The sequence below is a fragment of the Pseudomonas sp. BIGb0164 genome (assembly GCF_024810135.1).
In the GTDB taxonomy this organism is placed as follows: domain Bacteria; phylum Pseudomonadota; class Gammaproteobacteria; order Pseudomonadales; family Pseudomonadaceae; genus Aquipseudomonas.
In genome coordinates this window covers 599,699-619,878 of record NZ_JANUEA010000001.1, presented here as the reverse complement: position 1 = coordinate 619,878, position 20,180 = coordinate 599,699, and the positions used below count along the sequence as shown (strand labels likewise).

17 protein-coding genes are annotated in these 20,180 nt (G+C 63.3%); 3 read left to right on the top strand and 14 right to left on the bottom strand.

Annotation, left to right across the window (positions count from 1 at the left end; genetic code table 11):
- Positions 1-8: 8 nt before the first annotated feature.
- Together M2394_RS30385 and M2394_RS02645 are read right to left on the bottom strand one after the other, a co-directional pair.
- Positions 9-1,502 carry a methyl-accepting chemotaxis protein gene (locus tag M2394_RS30385; protein ID WP_310521998.1) on the bottom strand — a complete coding sequence of 498 codons (1,494 nt, stop codon included), beginning with the start codon at positions 1,500-1,502 and terminating at the stop codon, positions 9-11.
- Between the two features lie 128 nt (positions 1,503-1,630).
- Positions 1,631-2,116 carry an Lrp/AsnC family transcriptional regulator gene (locus M2394_RS02645; protein WP_259171522.1) on the bottom strand — a complete coding sequence of 162 codons (486 nt, stop codon included), beginning with the start codon at positions 2,114-2,116 and terminating at the stop codon, positions 1,631-1,633.
- Between the two features lie 121 nt (positions 2,117-2,237).
- Between M2394_RS02645 and M2394_RS02640 the strand changes: the two genes are divergently transcribed.
- The 3 genes from M2394_RS02640 to M2394_RS02630 all read left to right on the top strand — a co-directional run bounded on the left by M2394_RS02640 (position 2,238) and on the right by M2394_RS02630 (position 5,250).
- On the top strand, positions 2,238-3,272 hold the full coding sequence (locus M2394_RS02640; protein WP_259171521.1) for a histone deacetylase family protein: 1,035 nt from the start codon (positions 2,238-2,240) through the stop codon (positions 3,270-3,272).
- A 59-nt stretch (positions 3,273-3,331) separates the two neighbouring features.
- Complete coding sequence (locus M2394_RS02635; RefSeq protein WP_259171520.1) at positions 3,332-4,747, top strand: amino acid permease; 1,416 nt, start codon at positions 3,332-3,334, stop codon at positions 4,745-4,747.
- A gap of 74 nt (positions 4,748-4,821) precedes the next feature.
- Positions 4,822-5,250 carry a molybdopterin-binding protein gene (locus M2394_RS02630; protein ID WP_155585186.1) on the top strand — a complete coding sequence of 143 codons (429 nt, stop codon included), beginning with the start codon at positions 4,822-4,824 and terminating at the stop codon, positions 5,248-5,250.
- A gap of 40 nt (positions 5,251-5,290) precedes the next feature.
- Here M2394_RS02630 and M2394_RS02625 read toward each other — a convergent pair whose 3' ends face one another.
- The 12 genes from M2394_RS02625 to treZ all read right to left on the bottom strand — a co-directional run bounded on the left by M2394_RS02625 (position 5,291) and on the right by treZ (position 20,172).
- Complete coding sequence (locus M2394_RS02625; protein ID WP_178920568.1) at positions 5,291-5,776, bottom strand: cytochrome P460 family protein; 486 nt, start codon at positions 5,774-5,776, stop codon at positions 5,291-5,293.
- Entirely contained in the window at positions 5,776-6,804 is a 1,029-nt protein-coding gene (locus tag M2394_RS02620) for an alpha/beta fold hydrolase (protein WP_259171519.1), read from the bottom strand. The genes M2394_RS02625 and M2394_RS02620 overlap by 1 nt, the downstream gene beginning before the upstream one ends.
- Positions 6,805-7,030: 226 nt before the next feature.
- Positions 7,031-7,792 (bottom strand): PIG-L deacetylase family protein, encoded by a 762-nt coding sequence (locus M2394_RS02615; protein WP_259171518.1) that lies wholly within the window; start codon positions 7,790-7,792, stop codon positions 7,031-7,033.
- A gap of 176 nt (positions 7,793-7,968) precedes the next feature.
- Positions 7,969-8,628, bottom strand: coding sequence for a glycosyltransferase family 2 protein (locus M2394_RS02610; protein WP_178920575.1), 660 nt, complete (start codon positions 8,626-8,628; stop codon positions 7,969-7,971).
- Positions 8,625-9,224, bottom strand: coding sequence for a nodulation S family protein (locus M2394_RS02605; RefSeq protein WP_259171517.1), 600 nt, complete (start codon positions 9,222-9,224; stop codon positions 8,625-8,627). Before M2394_RS02605 ends, M2394_RS02610 begins: the two co-directional genes overlap by 4 nt.
- Positions 9,221-9,979, bottom strand: a complete 759-nt coding sequence (locus tag M2394_RS02600; protein WP_259171516.1) for a PIG-L deacetylase family protein — start codon at positions 9,977-9,979, stop codon at positions 9,221-9,223. The genes M2394_RS02605 and M2394_RS02600 overlap by 4 nt, the downstream gene beginning before the upstream one ends.
- Positions 9,976-10,974 carry an acyl-CoA dehydrogenase family protein gene (locus M2394_RS02595; RefSeq protein ID WP_259171515.1) on the bottom strand — a complete coding sequence of 333 codons (999 nt, stop codon included), beginning with the start codon at positions 10,972-10,974 and terminating at the stop codon, positions 9,976-9,978. The genes M2394_RS02600 and M2394_RS02595 overlap by 4 nt, the downstream gene beginning before the upstream one ends.
- Before the next feature lies 1 nt (position 10,975).
- Complete coding sequence (gene glgX / locus M2394_RS02590; RefSeq protein WP_259171514.1) at positions 10,976-13,135, bottom strand: glycogen debranching protein GlgX; 2,160 nt, start codon at positions 13,133-13,135, stop codon at positions 10,976-10,978.
- A gap of 196 nt (positions 13,136-13,331) precedes the next feature.
- Positions 13,332-13,586 (bottom strand): DUF2934 domain-containing protein, encoded by a 255-nt coding sequence (locus tag M2394_RS02585; protein WP_259171513.1) that lies wholly within the window; start codon positions 13,584-13,586, stop codon positions 13,332-13,334.
- Between the two features lie 24 nt (positions 13,587-13,610).
- Complete coding sequence (locus tag M2394_RS02580) at positions 13,611-16,349, bottom strand: malto-oligosyltrehalose synthase (RefSeq protein WP_259171512.1); 2,739 nt, start codon at positions 16,347-16,349, stop codon at positions 13,611-13,613.
- Positions 16,346-18,430 carry a 4-alpha-glucanotransferase gene (malQ, locus tag M2394_RS02575; RefSeq protein ID WP_178920588.1) on the bottom strand — a complete coding sequence of 695 codons (2,085 nt, stop codon included), beginning with the start codon at positions 18,428-18,430 and terminating at the stop codon, positions 16,346-16,348. The genes M2394_RS02580 and malQ overlap by 4 nt, the downstream gene beginning before the upstream one ends.
- A complete protein-coding gene (gene treZ, locus M2394_RS02570) occupies positions 18,427-20,172 on the bottom strand; it encodes a malto-oligosyltrehalose trehalohydrolase (RefSeq protein WP_259171511.1) in 1,746 nt (581 codons plus the stop codon). The genes malQ and treZ overlap by 4 nt, the downstream gene beginning before the upstream one ends.
- Positions 20,173-20,180: the final 8 nt, after the last annotated feature.

Genomic DNA, 20,180 nt, shown 5'->3' with positions numbered 1-20,180 from the left:
GGAACTGTTCACTGATGAAACCTCCGCCCCAACGCATCCAGCCGCACCGCAATCACCGGCAACTGCTCACTGCTCCTCGCCAGCATTTCCACATCGTCCGCCGTGCTCTGCGCAATCCCCTGCACCGCCTGCAACCGCCCAACAATTTCCATGTTGGCTGACGTCTGCTCCCGCGTCGTACTCACAATCCGCCCGTTCAACTGATCGATATGCGCGATGTCATTGCCCACGGCCTGCAGCATATCCACCGCGACCTGGCTGTCTTCCACGCACCGTTCCACCCCTTGGCGGCTGTCGTGCATGGCTTCCACGGCTTGGCGGCTGCCGTGTTGCAAGCCTTCGATGATGGTCTTGATTTCCTGGGTGGAGACGGCGGTGCGTTGCGCCAGGCTGCGCACTTCGTCGGCGACCACGGCAAAGCCGCGGCCTTGTTCGCCAGCGCGGGCAGCTTCGATGGCGGCGTTGAGGGCGAGGAGGTTGGTCTGGTTGGCGATGCTGCTGATCACTTCGAGCACGGTGCCGATCTGTTCGGCTTGCACCGCCAGGCCTTGCACGGTTTGGTGGGTGCCGTTGAGGCGGGAGGCCAATTGGGTGATTTCGTGCTGCGCGCGGCCGACACTTTGCTGGCCGCGCACGATTTGCTGGCTGGCCTTGCCCGCGTGTTCGACGGCTTGTTCGACGTGCACGGCGATGTGGCCCATGGCGTCTTCCATGCGCTGCATCGAGCCGGTCATCTGGGTGATTTCCGCCAGTTGGTGCCGCGCACCTTTTTCCAGGGTGCCGCTGGCGCTGGCGAGTTCCTGGCCCAGCTGGCCGAGGCCGTGGGAGTCGCGGGTGACGCCATCGATCAGGTGGGTGATCTGCTGCAGGAAGTGATCAAAGCGCTTGGCCAAAGACACATGCACCTTGCCTTCGCCCTGGCTGGCCTGCGAGGTGAATTGAGAGGTGACGGCCAGCATTTTTTCGAGCATTTCCTGGCTCTCGACCGCTTCGGCCTGGCTGTGCACGGCGAGGTAGAGCAGGGCGACGGTTTCCATCACCACGTAGAACGCATGCACGAATACCATGCCCCAACCGCCGTGATGATCCATCACAAACACCGGAAAACCCTGATGCTGCAAGGCATGGAACACCACGTGGTGCACCGCGATGGTGAGGGCGGCCACCAGGATCGGCAGCCAGTCGCGGTAAAACGTGAGCACGGCGAGCAAGGCGAAGATGCCGAAGTGGGATTCGATCACGCCCTGGGCCTGGTTGATGTGCAGGGCGGCCATAACCATCAGGCCTGCGCCGAGTGCGCAGCGCATCACGCGGGTGCCTGAAAGGGCACGGTAAAGCGCGGTCAGTACAACAGCGGTGCCGCCGCCGATGACCACCGCTTGCAGCAAGGTGTCGTGCCAGAACGCCAGGCCCACGGAGAACACAAACATCAGCCAGATCAACGCCAGCATGATGCGGTCGGCCTTGCGGTAATGCTCGAGAAAACGCGTACGGACAGGCATTCAGGCTTGCTCCATGTAATCGTAAGAGGATCTGGCGTGCGCGGAGCGAGTGTTCGGATTCAATACTGCCAGTCAGTTATCGGCCTGGTCGGGCAGGACTTTAAACGGGCCTGGAGCCGTTCTGAGCCTCACCGCCCAATCGCCACCCGACTCGTCGCCTTCACTTCCTTCAACGCCAGGCTCGACTGGATCGACGCAATCCCCAGCTGTCGGCGCAGCACGTTCTCGACAAATTCGCTGTAGCTGTCCAGGTCCTCGGCCAGCACCTGTAACAGGTAATCCGCATCGCCGGTGATCTTGTGGCACGCCAGCACCTGGGGCAGCTCGCGCATCACCGCCTCGAACGCGTCCGGTGCCTGGTCGGCGTGGATGGCGAAGCGCACGTGTACGAAGGCCAGGATGTTCAGCCCGAGCAGCTTGCGATCGAGGTTGGCCTGGTAGTCCTTGATCACGCCTTCTTCTTCCAGGCGCTTGCGTCGACGCCAGCACGGCGTGAGGCTCAGTGACAGGCGCTCGCTGAGCTGGGCATTGGAAATGCTGGCGTCTGCCTGCAGCAGGGCGAGGATGGCGAGATCGGTGTCATCAAGAGCGACCTGGCTGGTTTTATTTTTCATATATCGACGCCTTAAGGGTAAAAAACACCGAATAACCTAACATCGAGGGAAGTAAAAGCAAAGAAAGCCCCGCCCCGCCAGAACAAAATAGACCCTGTCTTTTACTGGCGGAACCTCAGCAATGTTGACTGTTTTTAGTGATGACCACCGTTTGCACCATGGCACCGAATTGAAAGATGGCGTGCTCAAACCCTCGTTCGAACAACCGAGCCGTGCGGACACGGTGCGTGACCGGGTGCAACGGGTGGGGCTGGGCGAGATCATCGTGCCGCGCACCTTCGACCGTGCCTGCTATGTCAATGCCCACAGCGAGCGCTATGTGACCTTCCTCGAAACCGCCTGGGCCGAATGGACCGCCATCGGCCGCAGCCACGACGCGCTGCCGTTGGTGTGGCCGGTGCGTGACCTGGCCAACCAGCAGGTGCCGGAGTTCATCGATGGCAAGCTGGGCTTCTTCGCCATGGACGCCGGCTCGCCGATCACCCGCACCACCTGGAACGCGGTCAAGACCAGCGCGGACATCGCACTGACCGGCCTGGCGTTGATCGATGAAGGCCAGCACAGCGCCTTTGCCCTGTGCCGTCCACCGGGTCACCATGCGGCGCGCGAATACATGGGCGGTTATTGCTACCTCAACAACGCTGCGATTGCCGCGCAACAGGCCATCACCCAGGGCGCCCGGCGCGTGGCGGTGCTGGATGTGGACTTCCACCATGGCAACGGCACGCAGAACATTTTCTATGACCGCCCCGATGTGATGTTCATCTCGCTGCACGGTGAGCCGAGCGTGTCCTATCCGTACTTCTCCGGCCATGCCCACGAGCGCGGTGCCGGGGCGGGAGAGGGCTTCAACCTCAATTACCCGTTGCCGAAAAACACCGACTGGGCCGGCTACCAAATCGCCTTGCTCGACGCCTGTCGGCAATTGAAAAACTTCGCCCCCGAGGTGCTGGTGATTTCCCTGGGCGTCGACACCTTCAAGGACGACCCCATCAGCCACTTCCTGCTCGACAGCCCGGACTTCATTGGCATGGGCGAACTCATCGCCGGGGTCGGCGTGCCGACGCTGTTCGTGATGGAGGGCGGCTACATGGTCGATGAGATCGGCATCAACGCCGTCAATGTGCTGCATGGCTTCGAAAACAAGAGCGCCTGAGCGCCACCGTTCAATCCTTTTTTCTGCCAAAACTCAAAAACATAACAAGAGGTTTTGTGATGAAAACAACCACGCCCGGGCTTGCCGAAAAGCCTGCGTTGCAACGCACTTTGAGTAACCGCCACATCCAGCTGATGGCCATGGGCGGTGCGATCGGCACCGGTCTGTTCATGGGCTCGGGCAAGATCATTGCGCTGTCCGGCACCTCGATCCTGCTGATCTACATGATCATCGGGCTGTTCGTGTATTTCGTGATGCGCGCCATGGGCGAGTTGCTGCTGTCCAACCTCAACTTCAAGAGTTTTGCCGACTTTGCCGGGGCGTACCTGGGGCCGCGCGCGGCGTTTTTCCTGGGCTGGTCGTACTGGTTGAGCTGGAGCGTGGCGGTGGTGGGGGATGCGGTGGTGGTCGGCGGGTTCTTCCAGTATTGGTTCCCGCATGTACCGGCCTGGATGCCCGCCGTGGGCATGTTGCTGACGCTGTTCGCGCTGAATGTGCTCACGGTCAAGCTGTTTGGCGAGGTGGAGTTCTGGTTCGCGATCATCAAGATCATCGCCGTGGTCACGCTGATAGCCGTGAGTGCGGTGCTGATTGCCTCGTCCTTTGTCTCACCCACCGGCGTCACCGCCTCGCTGGGGCATTTGCTGGATCGGCAGGCGGCGTTCCCCAACGGGCTGTTTGGCTTTTTTGCCGGCTTCCAGATGGCGATCTTCTCATTCGCCGGCACCGAGTTGATCGGCACCGCAGCGGCCGAAACCCGTGCCCCGGAGAAGACCTTGCCCAAGGCGATCAACTCGATCCCGCTGCGCATCATCCTGTTCTATGTGCTGGCCCTGGCGTGCATCATTGCAGTCACTTCGTGGCAGCAGGTGTCGCCCAGCAAGAGCCCGTTCGTGGAGTTGTTCTTGGTGGCGGGGTTTCCGGCGGCGGCGGGTATCGTCAACTTCGTGGTGCTGACCTCGGCGGCGTCGTCGGCCAACAGTGGCGTGTTCTCCGCCAGCCGCATGCTGTTCGGCCTGGCAGACCTTGGGGATGCGCCCGGGATCTTCCGACGCCTGTCCACCCGCAGCGTGCCGTTTATCAGCCTGGCGTTTACCACGCTGTTGATGCTGTTGGGCCTGGTGTTGCTGTTTGTGGTGCCGGAGGTGATGACCGCGTTTACGATCGTGTCGACGGTCTCGGCGATCCTGGTGATTTTTACCTGGTCGACTATTCTCGCCTCCTACATTGCCTACCGTAAAAAACGCCCGGACCTGCACGCCAAATCCCTCTACAAAATGCCCGGTGGCGTGCCAATGGCCTGGTTCTCCCTGGGGTTCCTGGCGTTTGTGCTGTGCCTGCTGGCCTTGCGCCCGGACACGCGACTGGCATTGTGCGTGATGCCCGCATGGTTTATCTGGCTGGGGATTGCCTACCAGCTGTCGCAGGTTCGCAATCGGTTCAACGCCCGGGTAACGGAGGGCAGGGCGCTATAGTTGTTTTTACACAACGCTACGTTTAATCATGCGCGGCAATTCCTAACCTACAAGTCAAGAAAAGGACGCTCCCCATGAAAGTCAGTGCACGCAATGTATTCAAAGGCCAGGTCAGCCAGGTACAGGATGGTGCGGTCAACGCCGAAGTTGTCCTGACCCTGCCCGGTGGTGAGCAACTGGTGGCCGTCGTGACCATGGAAAGCGTGCGCAACCTGGGCATCGCCGTCGGTAAAGAAGCCGTGGCGCTGATCAAGGCACCGTGGGTGATGCTGATGACCGAGTCCAGCGACATTCGCCTGTCGGCGCGCAACTGCCTGGAAGGCAAGGTGCTGAGCGTCAACGATGGTGCGGTCAACGCTGAAGTGGTGATTGAGTTGGCCGGTGGTTCGAAGGTGTACTCCATCGTTACCCGTGATGCGGTTGCCGAACTCGGCCTGGCACCGGGCGTCAGTGCAACGGCCGTGATCAAAGCGTCGCACATCATCCTGGGCGTACCGGCCTGATGAAAAACGTGGAGGTCCGGTGACACCCGGACCTCCACGCTCAGGGCGCCAGTTTGGTGAACACGTAGTCCCGGTCTTTCACCAATGCCTGGTGGCAGGCAAAGCACGTCTCGTGCTGGGCCTGGTCCGCCGGCTTGCCATTGATGAACCGCCCGAAACCCCAGCCGCCGGTGGCAGCGTACTTCTTCGAGTCCTTGACCATGAACTGTACCGTGGTGGCCGCGCCGGGAATGGACGCGGTCTTGAAGTCCGGTGACTGTTCGTGTTTCCACGCCAGCTTGGCCAACACCGTGCCATCGGGGAAGGGCAGTTTGCCTTCCCGGTAGGCCTTGAGTGCGGCGCTGTTGCCCAATACCACGCGCAGTTCGTTCAACGGGTCGGCTTCCTGGGCGGGCGCCACCAGTTCCCATTGGCGGTAGCCGTCGGGAATGGTCACGCCGTAGATCGGCGAGGCATTGTCGTCGGCGAACACCCAAGGGCTGGTCGCGCCGGCCAGGGCGATGAAGGCTAGGCAGAGGCGCTTCATCACAGGTGATCCGCGTCAATCACCGCCTTGGCAAACGCCTCGGGCGCTTCCTGAGGCAGGTTGTGGCCGATGCCGCCGTTGATCAGGCGGAACTGGTACTTGCCGGTGAAGCGCTTGGCGTAGTCTTCCGGTGCCGGGTGAGGGGCGCCGTTGGCATCGCCTTCCAGGGTGATGGTGGGCACACCAATGGACGGTGACTGCGCCAGTTTCTGCTCAAGCGCTTCGTATTGGCTTTCGCCCTGGACCAAGCCCAGGCGCCAGCGGTAGTTGAAGACGGTAATGGCCACGTGATCCGGATTTTGCAGGCCTTTGGCACTGCGGTCGAAGGTGGCGTCGTCGAATTTCCACTGGGGCGAGGCGGTCTGCCAGATCAGCTTGGCAAAGTCATGGGTGTTTTTCTGGTAACCCGCTGCGCCGCGCTCGGTGGCGAAGTAGAACTGGTACCACCATTGCAATTCGGCTTTTGGCGGCAATGGGTTCTTGCCGGCAGCCTGGTTGCCGATCAAGTAGCCGCTGACCGATACCAGCGCCTTGACCCGCTCCGGCCACAGCGCCGAAACGATATCCGCCGAGCGCGCACCCCAGTCATACCCGCCCAGCACGGCTTGCTTGATCTTCAACGCATCCATGAAATCGATCACGTCCTGCGCCAGCGCGGCGGGCTCGCCGTTGCGCAGGGTTTTATCCGACAGGAAGCGCGTGTCGCCATAGCCCCGAGCATACGGCACCAGCACGCGGTAACCCTTGGCGGCCAGCAGTGGGGCGACGTTGGCGTAGCTGTCGATGTCGTAGGGCCAGCCGTGCAACAGGATGACCACCGGGCCTGTGGCCGGGCCGACTTCGGCATAGGCCACATCCAACTGGCCGGCCTTGACGTGTTTAAGCGTGCTGAAGGCCGATTGGCTGACGGGCGCCGGAATGTTGATTTCGGGCATCTCGGCACGGGCTACGCCCAGGGCCCCGAACTGCAACAGCGCAAAGGCCAGAAAGAGTGGGCGTTTGGAGCGAGGGGTCAACTGAGTGTGCATGGCGAGCCTCCTGCGGCTTGATGTGTGCCTGGTGCTCAGTTGAACGCTGCGCTGTATCTGGCCTGTTTCAGAAAAGCCGCTGACTTAAAGGCGGTGTATCACAGCGGCCTCTGTACACACTGCGATACAAACCTAGAACAGCATCGCCCCTGCCCACCGAGCCATTGATCGTGGCCCAGGCTTGCGGCGCTACTGTGAAAAGCAACAGACATAGACGAGCGGGCGCCTAGCCCAACACGATCTCATAAGGCTCACGCATGCGCTCCAGCAACACCTGGGCCAGCATCGGCGGCAGGCCGATTTGCGGGTCGCCTGCCAACTGGCTGGCATACGCATGGGCTGCATGCAGCTTGCGCGCAACGCTCCAGGTGTCCAGGCGCACCTTGCGCGCGCGTTGCCACGGAATCACCGGGCCCTCGCGCGCCGGCCAGTGCCAGGCCCAGATCGGCAGTTCATACAGGCGGGCGCCCATCAGGCTGCAGGCTTTGGCGCTCGCGCGGCCGACGGCGTCGTGATCGTCGTTGCCATCGTTGCGCCAGGTGCTGAACACCACGTCACCCGGCTGCAGGTAGCGCGCAATGAATTGGCTCAGCGGTTGCTCGCGAGCGGCCAGGGCGTTGTCGCAAAAACCGCCACGTATCCATTTCAGGCTGTGCAGTGGCATGCCCAGGCGGCGCAACGCCTCGGCGCTTTCCTGGGGCCTGACCACGCTCAGGCGGCTGGCTGGCCACACATGGGAGCCGGGGTGGCTGGCGCTGCCATCGGTGATGGAGATCAATTGCAGCGGGTGGTCGCGGGTGCTGAGCAATTGCAGCAACCCGCCACAGGCCAGGACTTCATCACCGGGATGGGGGGCGATGATCACCACCCGTGCACCCGGTGGCACCAGCGAAGCAGGGGAAAGCGTGGGGATTTGCGCCAACTGCGGCGCGCTGTTCCAGATTTGAGCGGGACCACGACGGCCCTCGCTTAACGAGGCAGGCTTCATGGGTGTCACATCCTTGTCGATTGATGCTCGGCCGCGCCCTGTCAATGGGACGACTCTCTTTATTCACCGCAGACTCCGCTGCAATGATCGCGCGGCATTCCAACCCTGGAGTGCCGGCAAGGCGTTTTGAGCATAGACAAGGATCGGCGGCTTTTACATCTGGATATATCGATTTTTTACGTGGCCTGCATCAGGCTCTTCAAATAGTCGCCGAACCCACCCTGTGCGCGGCAGTCCAGGCGGGCGCTGGTGATCACCTGGGGCGTGTGGCTCCAGGCGATCGACGCGCCGCTGCGTTCCAGGTTGCGCACCAGTTGCACATCTTCATGGCAGGCCAACGGTTCGAACCCGCCGGCTTGCACATAGGCCCCGGCACTCACCCCCAGGTTGGCGCCGTGGATGTGGCGATGGCCGTCGCGCGCGGTATACGCCTGGTGATAACGGATCTGTGCGGCGGGGTCGAAGCCTTCGCTCCAGGCATCCACGGTCACTGTGCCGCACACGGCATCGGTACCCAGTGCCAATTGCGCCACCAGCCAATCGGGGGCCACACGGCTGTCGGCATCGGTGCAGGCAATCCACCGTGCCCCCAGGTTCAACAAATGCCGCGCGCCGGCGCCGCGCGCGTGGCCCACGTTGCGCGCCTGCACTTCAAGGCAATGCACCGGGAAACCTGCTGCAATGAGCGCGCTGGCGTCGCTGCAACTGTCGAGCACCGCCAGAACCTGTACGGCTTCATCCAATAATCCCGGATGGCTGGCGGCGGTCAGCGCGGCCTTCAAGCACTCGGCCAACAACGTTTGTTCGTTATGCACGGGAATCAGAATGCCGATCATCGCAGGCCCTCATGGCGCGCCACCGAGGTGCCGTCACGGCTCCACAGGTCAAGCAGGAAGTCACTTTCGTGATGCTGTACCACGTGATGCATGCCCAGCCGTTGGTGGAGCAGGTCATGTACCTGCTGCGCCGTTTGCAGACAATCGTCAGTCTGCGGGCGCCAGTGGCAGGCGAGCAGTTGACCGTCAGGGGTCAAGGAGGCGAGGGCGCGGTCAACCAAACGGTGCAGATCATCGGTACTGAGGTAGTAGCACAGCTCACTCAGCACGATCAGGTCGAAGGGCCCGGCCGGCCATTGTTCGGGCAGCCGGCTGTGCTCGACTCGCGCATGGGGAAAGCCCAGCAAGCGGGCTTTCGCCAGGTTGACGGCCGCGCCTGCCGCGTCACAGCAGAGCAGTCGATCACAGCGCGAGGCCAGATCGGCACTCAACTCGCCATTGGCGCAGCCGGGTTCGAATACCGATGCATAACGCGGGCGCGTCAACACTGCCAGGGTCATAGCGCGCTTGCGTCGCTCGTACCAGCTGTGACGATACGCCCAGGGATCGTTGTTGCCCGCGAACAGTTGATCGAAATGCCGTGTTGCCTCACTCATACAAACACCACTTCAAAAGGCTGCAGCAAGCGTTCCACCACATAGGGGGCGAGCACCGGTGGCAGGCCGATCTGTGGATCGCCCTCCAATTGGCTGGCAAACGCGTGAATCGCATGGCGCTTGCGCGCCACGGCTTCGCACGTCAGCGGGATTTTGCGCGCACGGTGCCAGGGCACTTGGCTGTCTTCAGGGGTTGCCCAATGCCAGGTCCAGACGGGCAACTCATACAAGGTCGCACCGACCGCCGACGAGGCTTTAGCGCTGGCCCGGCCGACCGCTTCATGGTCGCTGTGACCGTCTTCGCGCCACGTGGTGAACACCACATCGCCGGGTTTGAGGTAACGCTGGATAAACCTCACAAGCCGGTCTTCATGGTCGGCCACTTTGCTGTCGGTAAAGCCGGCACGCAGCCATTTCAGGCTGTGCAGCGGCAAGCCCAGCCGGTGCAGAGCCTGGGCGGACTCCTGCGGCCGCACCACGCTCAGGCGCTCTACCGGCCAGCGCCTGGAGCCGGGGTGGCTGGCGCTGCCATCCGTCACGGAAATCAGCAGGATCGGCCGGCCCAATGCGGCCAACCCTTGCAGCAGGCCACCGCAGCCGAGCACTTCATCGTCCGGGTGCGGGGCGATGATCACCGCGCGTCGGCCCTCGGGCACCAACTGCGCGACGCTCACCACTGGAAGTTCGGCCAACTGGGTCGAGGCCTGCCAGTGATGCAACGGCGTGCCTTGCCCCACGATCGGATTGGGTTTCACAGTTGCCACCTCCCTGTGGGTTCACCAGCGACCCGTTCGCCAAGGGCGGCCAGATCGCGCTCGGCATGACTTTGCCGCACATACACCGGTAGGTCCGCCATCAACTGGGCGAAGTGCGGGTCTTTGCAATACGGCCCCGCGCCCACTGCACGTCCGACGTGATGTATCACTTGTTCCACCGTGTCCTCGATGCACGCGCGGGTTTGTTGTGCCAGTTGCCGGGCATCGGCCTTGGGCTCGCGGTCGACCTGTTCGGCGCTGGCACGTAGCACACAGGCAGCAGCGTTCAACGCGCTGTCGACGGCGCCCAGGTGGGCGAGGGCGTGGGGTTCGGGACGTTGGCTGCACTGCGCGCGCAAGGCTTCGCCCAGGCGTTGCGCCGCGCCGTACCAACACGCGGCGATGCCGATTCCACCCTGCCAGAACCCGGGGCGTGCCAGGTAATCACCCGGGCCGCCGACGGCAATGCCTCGGGCGCCATCAAAGAGGATTTCGACACTGCCGGTGGCCGCCATGCCCACGGCGTCCCAGCCCTCGTTGGTGACGGTGATGCCGGGCCGGCCCATCTCAACCGCGACCAACTGCTGGCGGTCCTCTTCGTCCCAGGCAGTCAATAGCCCATGGCTGACCACCGCTGCGCCGGAACACCAGGCCTTGCGCCCGTCGACGATCAAACGATGCCCGTCCTGCCGCACGCGTACCTTGGCCGTCGGCGGTTCGGCGGCCCACATGCCCCAGAGGCTGCCTTCGGGGGGCAGCGAGCCCTGTAGTTCGGCAATGATCGCCAAGGCGTCGGTGTGCCCTTCAAACAACTTGCACAGGCGCAGGTCGTGCCCGGCCACCTGGGCCAGGCGGCTGAAGCGCTCCAATGTCTGGCCACTGCCAGGCAACGGCAGGCGATCCAGGCCTTCTTCCTGAAGTGCCCTCAGTGCGTTCCCCAGGGCGTGTGTATCCGCATAGCCCCGAAAGCCCTGAAGGAATCCATGCAGCGCCATGTCAATCCTCCTGTTCATATTGCAGTTCGAACAGCAGCAGCGAGCGGCCGGTGACGGCGTACTCATGATCGAACTCGAAGCGTTCCTGGCCGCGCACCGAGGTCTGGTTGGTGTCCACCATGCACGTCCAGAAGCCGCCCTCGGGCACCGGTGGCAGGCGGAAATTGACCATGTCGTGGTGCGCGTTCACCACCAGCAACAGCGTGGCGTCGGCGCCCGGGCGACGAATGCCGGTTTCCTGGGCACGGCCATCCATCAGCATGCCCAGGCAGCGGCCATGACTGTCCTGCCATTGTTCAGTGGTCATTTCATCGCCACTGGGCGCCAGCCAGGTCACGTCCTTGACCCCGATGTCTTCGTTATAGTCGCCCACCAGGAAGCGCCCACGACGCAGGATCGGGTAGGCCAGGCGCAACTTGATCAGGCGCTTGACGAACTTGAGCAGGGCCTTGCCATCATTGTCCAGGTCCCAGTTGACCCAACCGATCTCGCTGTCCTGGCAATAGGCATTGTTGTTGCCGTGCTGGGTGCGCGCGAACTCATCCCCGGCCACGATCATCGGCGTGCCCTGGGCCAGCAGCAGCGTGGCGAAGAAGTTGCGCATCTGGCGCAGGCGCAGCGCGTTGATCTCGGGATCTTCGGTCGGGCCTTCGACGCCGTGGTTCCAAGACAGGTTGTTGTTGCTGCCATCCTGGTTGTTCTCGTCGTTGGCTTCGTTGTGCTTGTCGTTGTACGACACCAGGTCGTGCAAGGTGAAACCGTCGTGGGCGGTGATGAAATTCACCGAGCTGTAAGGCCTGCGCCCCCGGTGGTTGAACATCTCGCCGGAGGCGGTCATGCGCCCGGCAAAATCGGCCAGTTGGCCGTCGTCGCCTTTCCAGAAGGCCCGCACGGTGTCGCGGAAGCGGTCGTTCCATTCCACCCAGCCCGGTGGGAAGTTGCCCACCTGGTAGCCACCGGGGCCGCAGTCCCAGGGCTCGGCGATGAGTTTGAGCTGACGCAACACCGGGTCCTGGCGGCAGGCCACGAGGAAGCTGTGGCGCTCATCGAAGCCCTCGCGGTAGCGCCCCAGGATCGTCGCCAGGTCGAAGCGGAAGCCATCGACGTGCATCTCGTTGGCCCAATAGCGCAGCGAGTCGGTGACCATTTGCAGCACGCACGGGTGGCTCAAGTCCAGGGTGTTGCCGGTGCCGGAATCGTTGATGTAGAAGCGCTTGTCGTCGGGCATCAGCCGGTAGTAGGAGGCGTTGTCGATGCCGCGCATGGACAGCGTAGGGCCGCGCTCGTTGCCTTCGGCGGTGTGGTTGTAGACCACGTCGAGAATCACCTCCAGCTTCTGCTCGTGCAGGTGCGCGACCATCTCCTTGAATTCGGCGATCTTGCCGCTGGCGAGGTAGCGCGGGTCGGGGGCGAAGAAGGCGATGCTGTTGTAGCCCCAGTAGTTGGTCATGCCTTTTTGCAGCAGGTGCTGGTCGTTGACAAACGCATGCACCGGCAGCAATTCAACGGATGACACACCCAGCTGGCGGATGTGCTTGAGCACGTCGTCTTCCATCAAGCCGGCGCAAGTGCCGCGCACCGATTCGCCCACCGAAGGGTGGCGCATGCTGATGCCGCGCAAGTGGGTTTCGTAGATGATCGTGCGGTCCCACGGCACGCGCACCGGCTGGTCGTTGCCCCAGGTGTGCGCCGGGTCGATGACCTTGCACTTGGGCACGAAGGGCGCGCTGTCGCGTTCATCGAAGCTCAGGTCATCGTCGGGGTGGCCGATGGTGTAGCCGAACAGGGCTTCGGACCATTTGAGCGCCCCCACCAGTTGTTTGGCATAGGGGTCGATCAGCAATTTGTGGTGGTTGAAGCGATGACCGTTGGCCGGGTCATAGGGACCGTACACGCGGTAGCCGTAAATCAGCCCGGGGTGGGCGTCGGGCAGGTAGCCGTGGAAGGTCTCGTCGGTGTATTCGGGGAGTTCGATGCGCTCCAGCTCCACTTCGCCGGCATCATCGAACAGGCACAGCTCCACCTTGGTGGCGTTGGCCGAGAACAGGGCGAAGTTGACGCCCAGGCCATCCCAGGTGGCGCCGAGGGGGAAGGGCAAACCTTCACGAATCCGCGACGGCTCGTGGTCCGGCGTCGGTTGGCTGTAATCGGGTTTGCTCATGGTTGAGTTGCTCCTGCAAGGTGTGTTTTTTCAGGCCGAACGCCGCCGTGACGACCGTGCGCCAGACAATTATTCAGTTCAGAGTGGGGTCACCTGTGGGGCCGGGCTTGCTCGCGAATGCGGTGTGTCAGGCGACAACAGGGTTGTGTGTGCCGACGCTTTCGCGAGCAAGCCCGCTCCCACAGGGGATAGATGTTTAGCCTGCGGGCTTGGGCGGCGTCTTGGGCTTTTTCGGCGCGGCCGGTTTGGCAGCCGCAGGCTTGGCCTTAGGCGGCGGCTTGGGTGCAGTCTTGGGTTTAGCCGCAGGTTTGGGTTTGCTCGGCGTCAGCGCTTCGGCTTCTGCCAGCTTGCGCGCCATCTCCCAGTGGCGCGTGTCTTGTCCGTGGGGCTTGCCTTCCGATTCCCAGATCTGATGCGCCAACTCGCGTATGCGTTTGTCTTCAGTACTCATCACAATGCTCCTCACAGAAAATGTTCAGCTTTCTTGATCATCAGGATTGATAAAGACATTGACCGGGAAATCCCCCAGGGCAGTGCTGATCAGCAGCTCCTTGTCTGGTGTGACTGCGGCCGTATGAAAAAGTCCCTTCCAGTTTTGGGTTGTGGTGGCGAACGGTAATTTCACCCGTGTATCGCCCCAAACCTGCGCATGGATGTGGGGCTGCACACCGTTTTCAAGCAAGCGATGAGGCCAGCGCGGCACCACCACCAGCAGCTGTTTGCCTTGATGCTCACGGCTAAACGCGACCACGTGATCGGCGTGTTTGCCCACCACCTCCAGTGGCAGGTAGCGCCCGTTGCGAAACAGTTCAGGGTGGGCCTTGCGCACGGCCAATCCCCCGGCGATCAACGCCTGTTTGATACGCCCGTCCTGCCAGTTCGACAACTGTTCGCCGATGTCCGGTGGGCTGTTGAGCGCACATTGCCGTGCGTCGAAATCCACCGGGCGACGGTTGTCGGGGTCGACTAGGCTGAAGTCCCAGAACTCGGCGCCCTGGTACAGGTCCGGCACCCCTGGCACCGTGAGGCGAAGCAAGGTTTGCGCCAGCCCGTTGAGCGCGCCGGCCGGGGCGATGGTTTGGGCAGCGGCGGCGATGGCGGCGCGCAGGGCCTGGCCTTCGTCACCCAGCAGCAGGCGCGTGAGGAATGTTTCGACGCCTTTTTCGTAGGCCTCGTTGGGGGCGCTCCAACTGCTCTGCAATTTGGCTTCGCGCAGGGCTTTCTGTTGCCATTGCCACAGGCGCTGATGATAAGCCTTGAGGTCCGGGCTTGATTCCAGAGGCCAACTGCCCAGCAGCACTTGATAGAGGATCAGCTCGTCACCCGCCGAAGGGCTGTCGGCAGATTCGCGCAACGGCGCTGCCAGGGTGCGCCACTGCTCCACCTGCTCGACGTACCACGGCGCGCATTCGCTGATCACGGCCAGGCGCGCGCGGCTGTCTTCGCCCCGTTTGTGGTCATGGGTGGCAGTGGCCAGCAGGTTGTCGGGGAAGGTCTGCAGACGTTGTGCGTTGATAGCGTGAAAGTCATCCAGCGGCGCGCTGAACTGCTCGGTGCTGAAGCCCACGTCATTGCGCGACAGCAGCACCGCCGAGCGATAGAACGCGGTGTCTTCCACGGCCTTGGCCGCAGCGGGTGAAGTCAGTTGCTGGAAGCGCACGCACGCATGCTTGAGGATCTTGCGTTCGCGACCCACCGGCCGGTTGCGCCAGGGCTGGCCGCCGAGCCACTGCTCCAGGTGGGCGAGCACCGGCCAGTCGCCTTCGTTCAGTGTGCTGCGCGCACCTTCCAGGGCGTGGTGGAATACCTCATCGTCGTCGGCGCTGCGCCCCCGGGCACTGATGTAAGTGCGGTAAACGGGGAAGTGCACGATCAGTTCCTGCAACGCACGGCGGATCGCGCCCAGGGTCAGGTCGCGGGTCATGACATCGTCACGGGCCACTTGCAGCAGGGCCTGGGCCACGCTTTCAAAGTCGCCGCCGAGGGAGCCGTTGAGGATTTGCTGGCGGGCCAACCGCGCTTCTTCGATAAAGGCCGAAGGGCGTTCGCTGTGGCGTGTCCATAACTCGGCCAGCGGCTCAAAGCCTTGCGGGTCATGTTGCAGCAATGACAGCTGGTTCATGAACTCATAGCCGGTGGTGCCGTCCACCTGCCAATCAGTGCGCAGGGTTTCGCCTTCGCCAAGAATTTTTTCCACGAAGATCGGCAGGTGCCGTTCAGGTGAAAGCGTGTCGACACGACGGCGCAATTTGCGGCAGTAACCCCGAGGGTCGGCGAGGCCGTCGATATGGTCGATGCGCAGGCCGTCCACCAGGCCTTCGCCGATCAGTTCGAAGATTTTGCCGTGGGTGGCTTCGAACACCGCGCTGCGCTCGACCCGCAGGCCGCCCAGTTCGTTGACGTCGAAGAAGCGCCGCCAGTTGATGTCGTCCGCCGCCGTGCGCCAGCTGGCGAGGCGATAGGTCTGTTGTTCGAGCAATGCATGCAGGCGGTCGAAGTCGAACGTGCCCAGCTGCTGCTCGATGGCGCGCAGCACGTCGCTTTCGGTGGCGCGCTCCGCCAGCGCTTGCTTGAGCCATGCCGCCTCGTGGTAAGCGTCATCTTGGTAGGCGAGGGCGGCGAAGCGTTCGGCCAGGGGGTTGAGCAACGGGTCGCTGCCCAGAATCATCGCGTAGTCCCGAGGGCAGATGGGGAAGCGGTGTTCGTAGTGTGCCGCGTAGAAACTACCCTGGGCGGCATCGAAGGCCAGGGCCAGGGTGCCGGTTTGCAGGGCTTCGCCGTAGTCGCTGCCGAGGAATGGCATCAGCAACTGGCCTTTGAGCAGTGGGTCGGGCGAGTGCCACTGGATATCGAAGAACTCGCAATAGGGGCTCAGGCGCCCCCATTCCAGCAGGTCAAGCCACCATGGGTTGTCGGCGCCGCCCACGGCCATGTGGTTGGACACGATGTCGAGGATCAGCCCCATCTCGTGTTCACGCAGCGCCGCGACCAGGCGGCGCAAGGCCGGTTCGCCGCCCAGCTCCGGGTTGACGGTGGTGGGGTCGACCACGTCGTAGCCGTGCATGGAGCCGGCGCGGGCACTGAGCAACGGCGAGGCGTACAGGTGGCTGATGCCGAGTCTGGCAAAGTAGGGCACCAGCGGCACCGCGTCGTCCAGGGTAAAGCCTTTATGAAATTGCAGGCGTTGGGTGGCGCGCAGCGGCAGGGCCTTCATCGGTCACGCTCGTGGGCCTGGTTACGCGCCACCGCCAGCAGTTCCAGGCGGCGCGCGGCGCTGTCGTTGTCGAGCAGGCTGGCGGCTTCACCCGGCAGGCGGCGGCGCCAGTTGGGGTGAGTGTCGAGGGTGCCGGGCAGGTTGGCCTGTTCCTCGATGCCGAGCGCGTCTTCCAGTGGCAGCAATACCAACGGCGCACGGGTGTGGCCCAGGTAGCGCACGCTGGCATCGATCATGTGGTCGGTGTCGTTGCGGATCTCATCGACGAAGTTCTGTGGGTCCTGGCTCAAGGCCTGGCGCAGCGCCTGGCGTTCGCGCAGGCGGTGTTCGCTCCATTGCTCCACCGTGGGCGCGTCGATCAAACCCAGCTGGATGTTCCACTCGATATCGCGGCTGTGCCACCAGCCGTTGAGGGTGGGCAAGTCGTGGGTGCTGGTGGTGGCCAGGGCGTTGTCCGGCCAGTCGAGGATCGGCTTGAACTGGCCGTCATGGTTCTGTTCGAACAGCAGCACGCGCATGCCGAGGATCGAGCGGCCGCTGAGTTTTTCGCGCAGGCCATCGGGCACGGTGCCCAGGTCTTCGCCAAGGACGATGGCCTGGTGACGGTGGGATTCCAGGGCCAGTAGGCGCAGCAGGTCATCCACCGGGTAATACAGGTACGCGCCTTCCCGGGGCGATGCGCCCATGGGAATCACCCAGAGGCGTTGCAGGCCCATCACATGGTCGATGCGCAGGCCGCCCGCGTGGGCGAAGTTGGCCCGCAGCATTTCGATAAAGGCGCGGAAGCCGTTGCGTTTGAGGCCCTCCGGGGAAAACGCGGAGATGCCCCAGCCTTGGCCCGATCGGTTGAGAATGTCCGGCGGCGCGCCCACGGTCAGGTCGGCCAGCAGCTCATCCTGGCGGCTCCAGGCTTGGCTGCCACCGCCGTCGGCACCCACGGCCAGGTCGGCGATCAGGCCCACGCCCATGCCGCTGCCGCGGGCGGCTTGCTGCGCACGTTCCAGGCTACGGGCGATCAGCCATTGGCTGAAGGCGAAATAGCCGATTTCATCGCGGTTGTCTTCGGCGAATTGAGTCAGTGCCGCGCTCTGCGGATTACGCCAGGCGTCTGGCCAGTGGCGCCAGTCCAGATCTTCACCGGCGGCCGCACGCTGAGCTTGCACAGCCTCGAAGCGACAGTGATTTTCCAGGGCCTCGCCACCGGCTTGGCGAAAGCTCAGGAAGTCGGCATGTTGCGGATGCTCGCCGTGACGGAAGTCTTCATACAGCGTGCGCAGCAAGCGTTGCTTGGCCTTCGCGGCGGCAGGCCAGTCGATCAGGGTGTGCTGTTCCAGGGTGTGCAGCTCATCGGCGAGACCGGCGGTATCGATGGCGTTGCGCACCTCGCGCTCGCCCAGGATGCAGCCCGGTGACGCGTAAAGACTGTTGAGGAACAGGCGGCTGGACGGTGAGTAAGGGCTGTAGCGGTTCGGGTCGGCACTGAACATCGCGTGCATCGGGCTGATCGCCAGGGCATCGGCACCGCGCTCGGCGGCCGAGCGCGCCAGGTGCTCCAGGGCCAGGGTGTCGCCGAAGCCGCCATCGCCGAGGCGACGCAACGAATACAACTGGGCGCTCAGGCCCCAGGCCCGGGCGGGGCGGCTGTCCACCGCTTCAGCCACGCTGTAGCAATGGGTGGGGGCCACGGCCAAGGTGAAGACCTGGTCGCTGATGTGTACTTGGTGGTACCCGAGAGCAATGACGCCCGGCAACACGGCGTTGCCATCCAGGCGCAGCTCTAGGGTTTCGCCGTCTTCGAGATTGACCCGGCACAGGGTGTCGGGTTCGAAGTAGCGCGCCAGGTCCAAGCCTTCGCCACTGTCGATGGTCATCAAAGGCGGCAGGTGTTTGTTCTGTTGCACCTGTTCCAGTTCGAGCAGGCTGGCGTCGATCTCGGCATCGGTATCGGCTGGGTGGCCCAGGCCTTTGAGGACCGCACGCAGGGCGTCGGGCTTCACGTGTTGCGGGCGGCCGTTTGCGTCGATCCAATCGACGGCCAGGCCCGCGCGGCTGGCGAGGATTTCCAGGTTCGCTTCGCTCAAGGGTGCTCTCCAACAGGGAAAAGGGCTACGCGCGCACTGAACGGCGCCAGCAGGGCCGGGTCATGGGCGCGCGTTTCGAATAGCAGGTGGGACGGCGCAGGGTGAGTCACGGGCGTGGCGCCCAGGTTCAGGTCGATCTGCAACAGGCTGCCGTTGCCCAGGCGCCAGCGCGCAGTGACGGCGCCGTCGGCCAGCACCTGTGCGCCCAATGCAACGCTGCCGGGCAAATGCGGCACGATGTGCTGGTGGCGCAGGTGCAGCAGGTGGCGATAGAGCGCGGTGTGGTCGTTGTCGGTGAAGCTGGGGGCGGAATGCTCAAAGGTGGACGCGGCGTTGGGATCGGGAATGCGTTTGCGCCGTTCGGGGTCGTGGAAGGCGGCGAAGTCGGCGAATTCATTACGCCGGCCTTCGCGCACGGCCTCGGCCAGTTCGCCATGGTGATCGGTGAAAAACAGGAACGGCTCGCTGGCGTTAGTTTCATCGCCCATGAACATCATCGGGATCATCGGCGACAGCAGCAGTAGCGTAGTGGCGGCTTTGAGTGCCTCGGGCGAACAGAGTTGGTGCAGCCGTTCGCCGAAGGCGCGATTGCCGATCTGGTCATGGTTCTGCAGAAACAACACGAAGGCGCTGGGTGGCAAGTGCCCGCTAGGTTCGCCGCGCGTGTGGCCGTGGCGGGTCGCTTGCCCCTGGTAGATAAAGCCTTCGCCCAGGCAACGCGCGAGCTTGGCGGTGGTGTCCGAAGCGAAGTCGCTGTAATAGGCGTCGGTTTCGCCGGTCAGCAGCACATGCAAGGCGTTGTGGCCGTCGTCGTTCCACTGGGCATCGAATTCATGCTCCAGCAGGCTCGCCTGATTGAATTCGTTTTCCAGCACCAGCCACACATGGCGGCCGATATCGGCTTGTTGGCGCACCCGTTGCGCCAGCTCCTTGAGAAACCCCGGGTTGTCGATGGCGTGCACTGCATCCAGGCGCAGGCCGTCAAAGCGGTACTCCAACAGCCACATCAGCGCGTTGTCGAGGAAGAAGTCGCGTACTTCGCGGCGGTCAAAATCAATGCCCGCGCCCCAGGGGGTGTGCACGTCTTCCTGAAAGAAGCCCTTGGCGTATTGGCCGAGGTAATTGCCGTCCGGGCCGAAGTGGTTGTAGACCACGTCGAGGATCACGGCCAGGCCGTGTTCGTGGGCGCTGTCGATCAGGTGCTTGAGTTGCTCGGGCGAGCCGTAGGCAGAGTGGGGTGCGTAGGGCAGCACCCCGTCGTAGCCCCAGTTGCGTTCGCCGGGGAACTGCGCCAACGGCATCAACTCGATGGCGGTGACGCCCAGCTCGGCCAGGCGTGGCAGGTGTTTTTCCACGCCGGCATAGCCGCCGAGCGCGCCAACGTGCAGTTCGTAAATCACCGCCTCGTGCCACGGGCGGCCTTGCCATTGGCTGTGCCGCCATGGATAGGCGAGCGGGTCGACGACTTGGCTCCACCCGTGAACGTCCGTGGCCTGGGCTCTGGACGCCGGGTCGGGTACATCGGTTTCGCCGTCGATGTTGTAGCGGTAGCGCGTGCCCGCCGCGCAGCGTATTTCTGTTTCGAACCAGCCCTCTGCCTGGGGCAGCATGGCGATGGACTTGCCGTCTTCCAATTCAACGCTGACATAAAATGCGTCTGGCGCCCACAAGGCAAAACGCGTGTGTTGCGCGTCCAGCATGATTGCGCCGTGGGGCCAGGTTTCCAGAGTCCGTGACGGCATCTATGAAG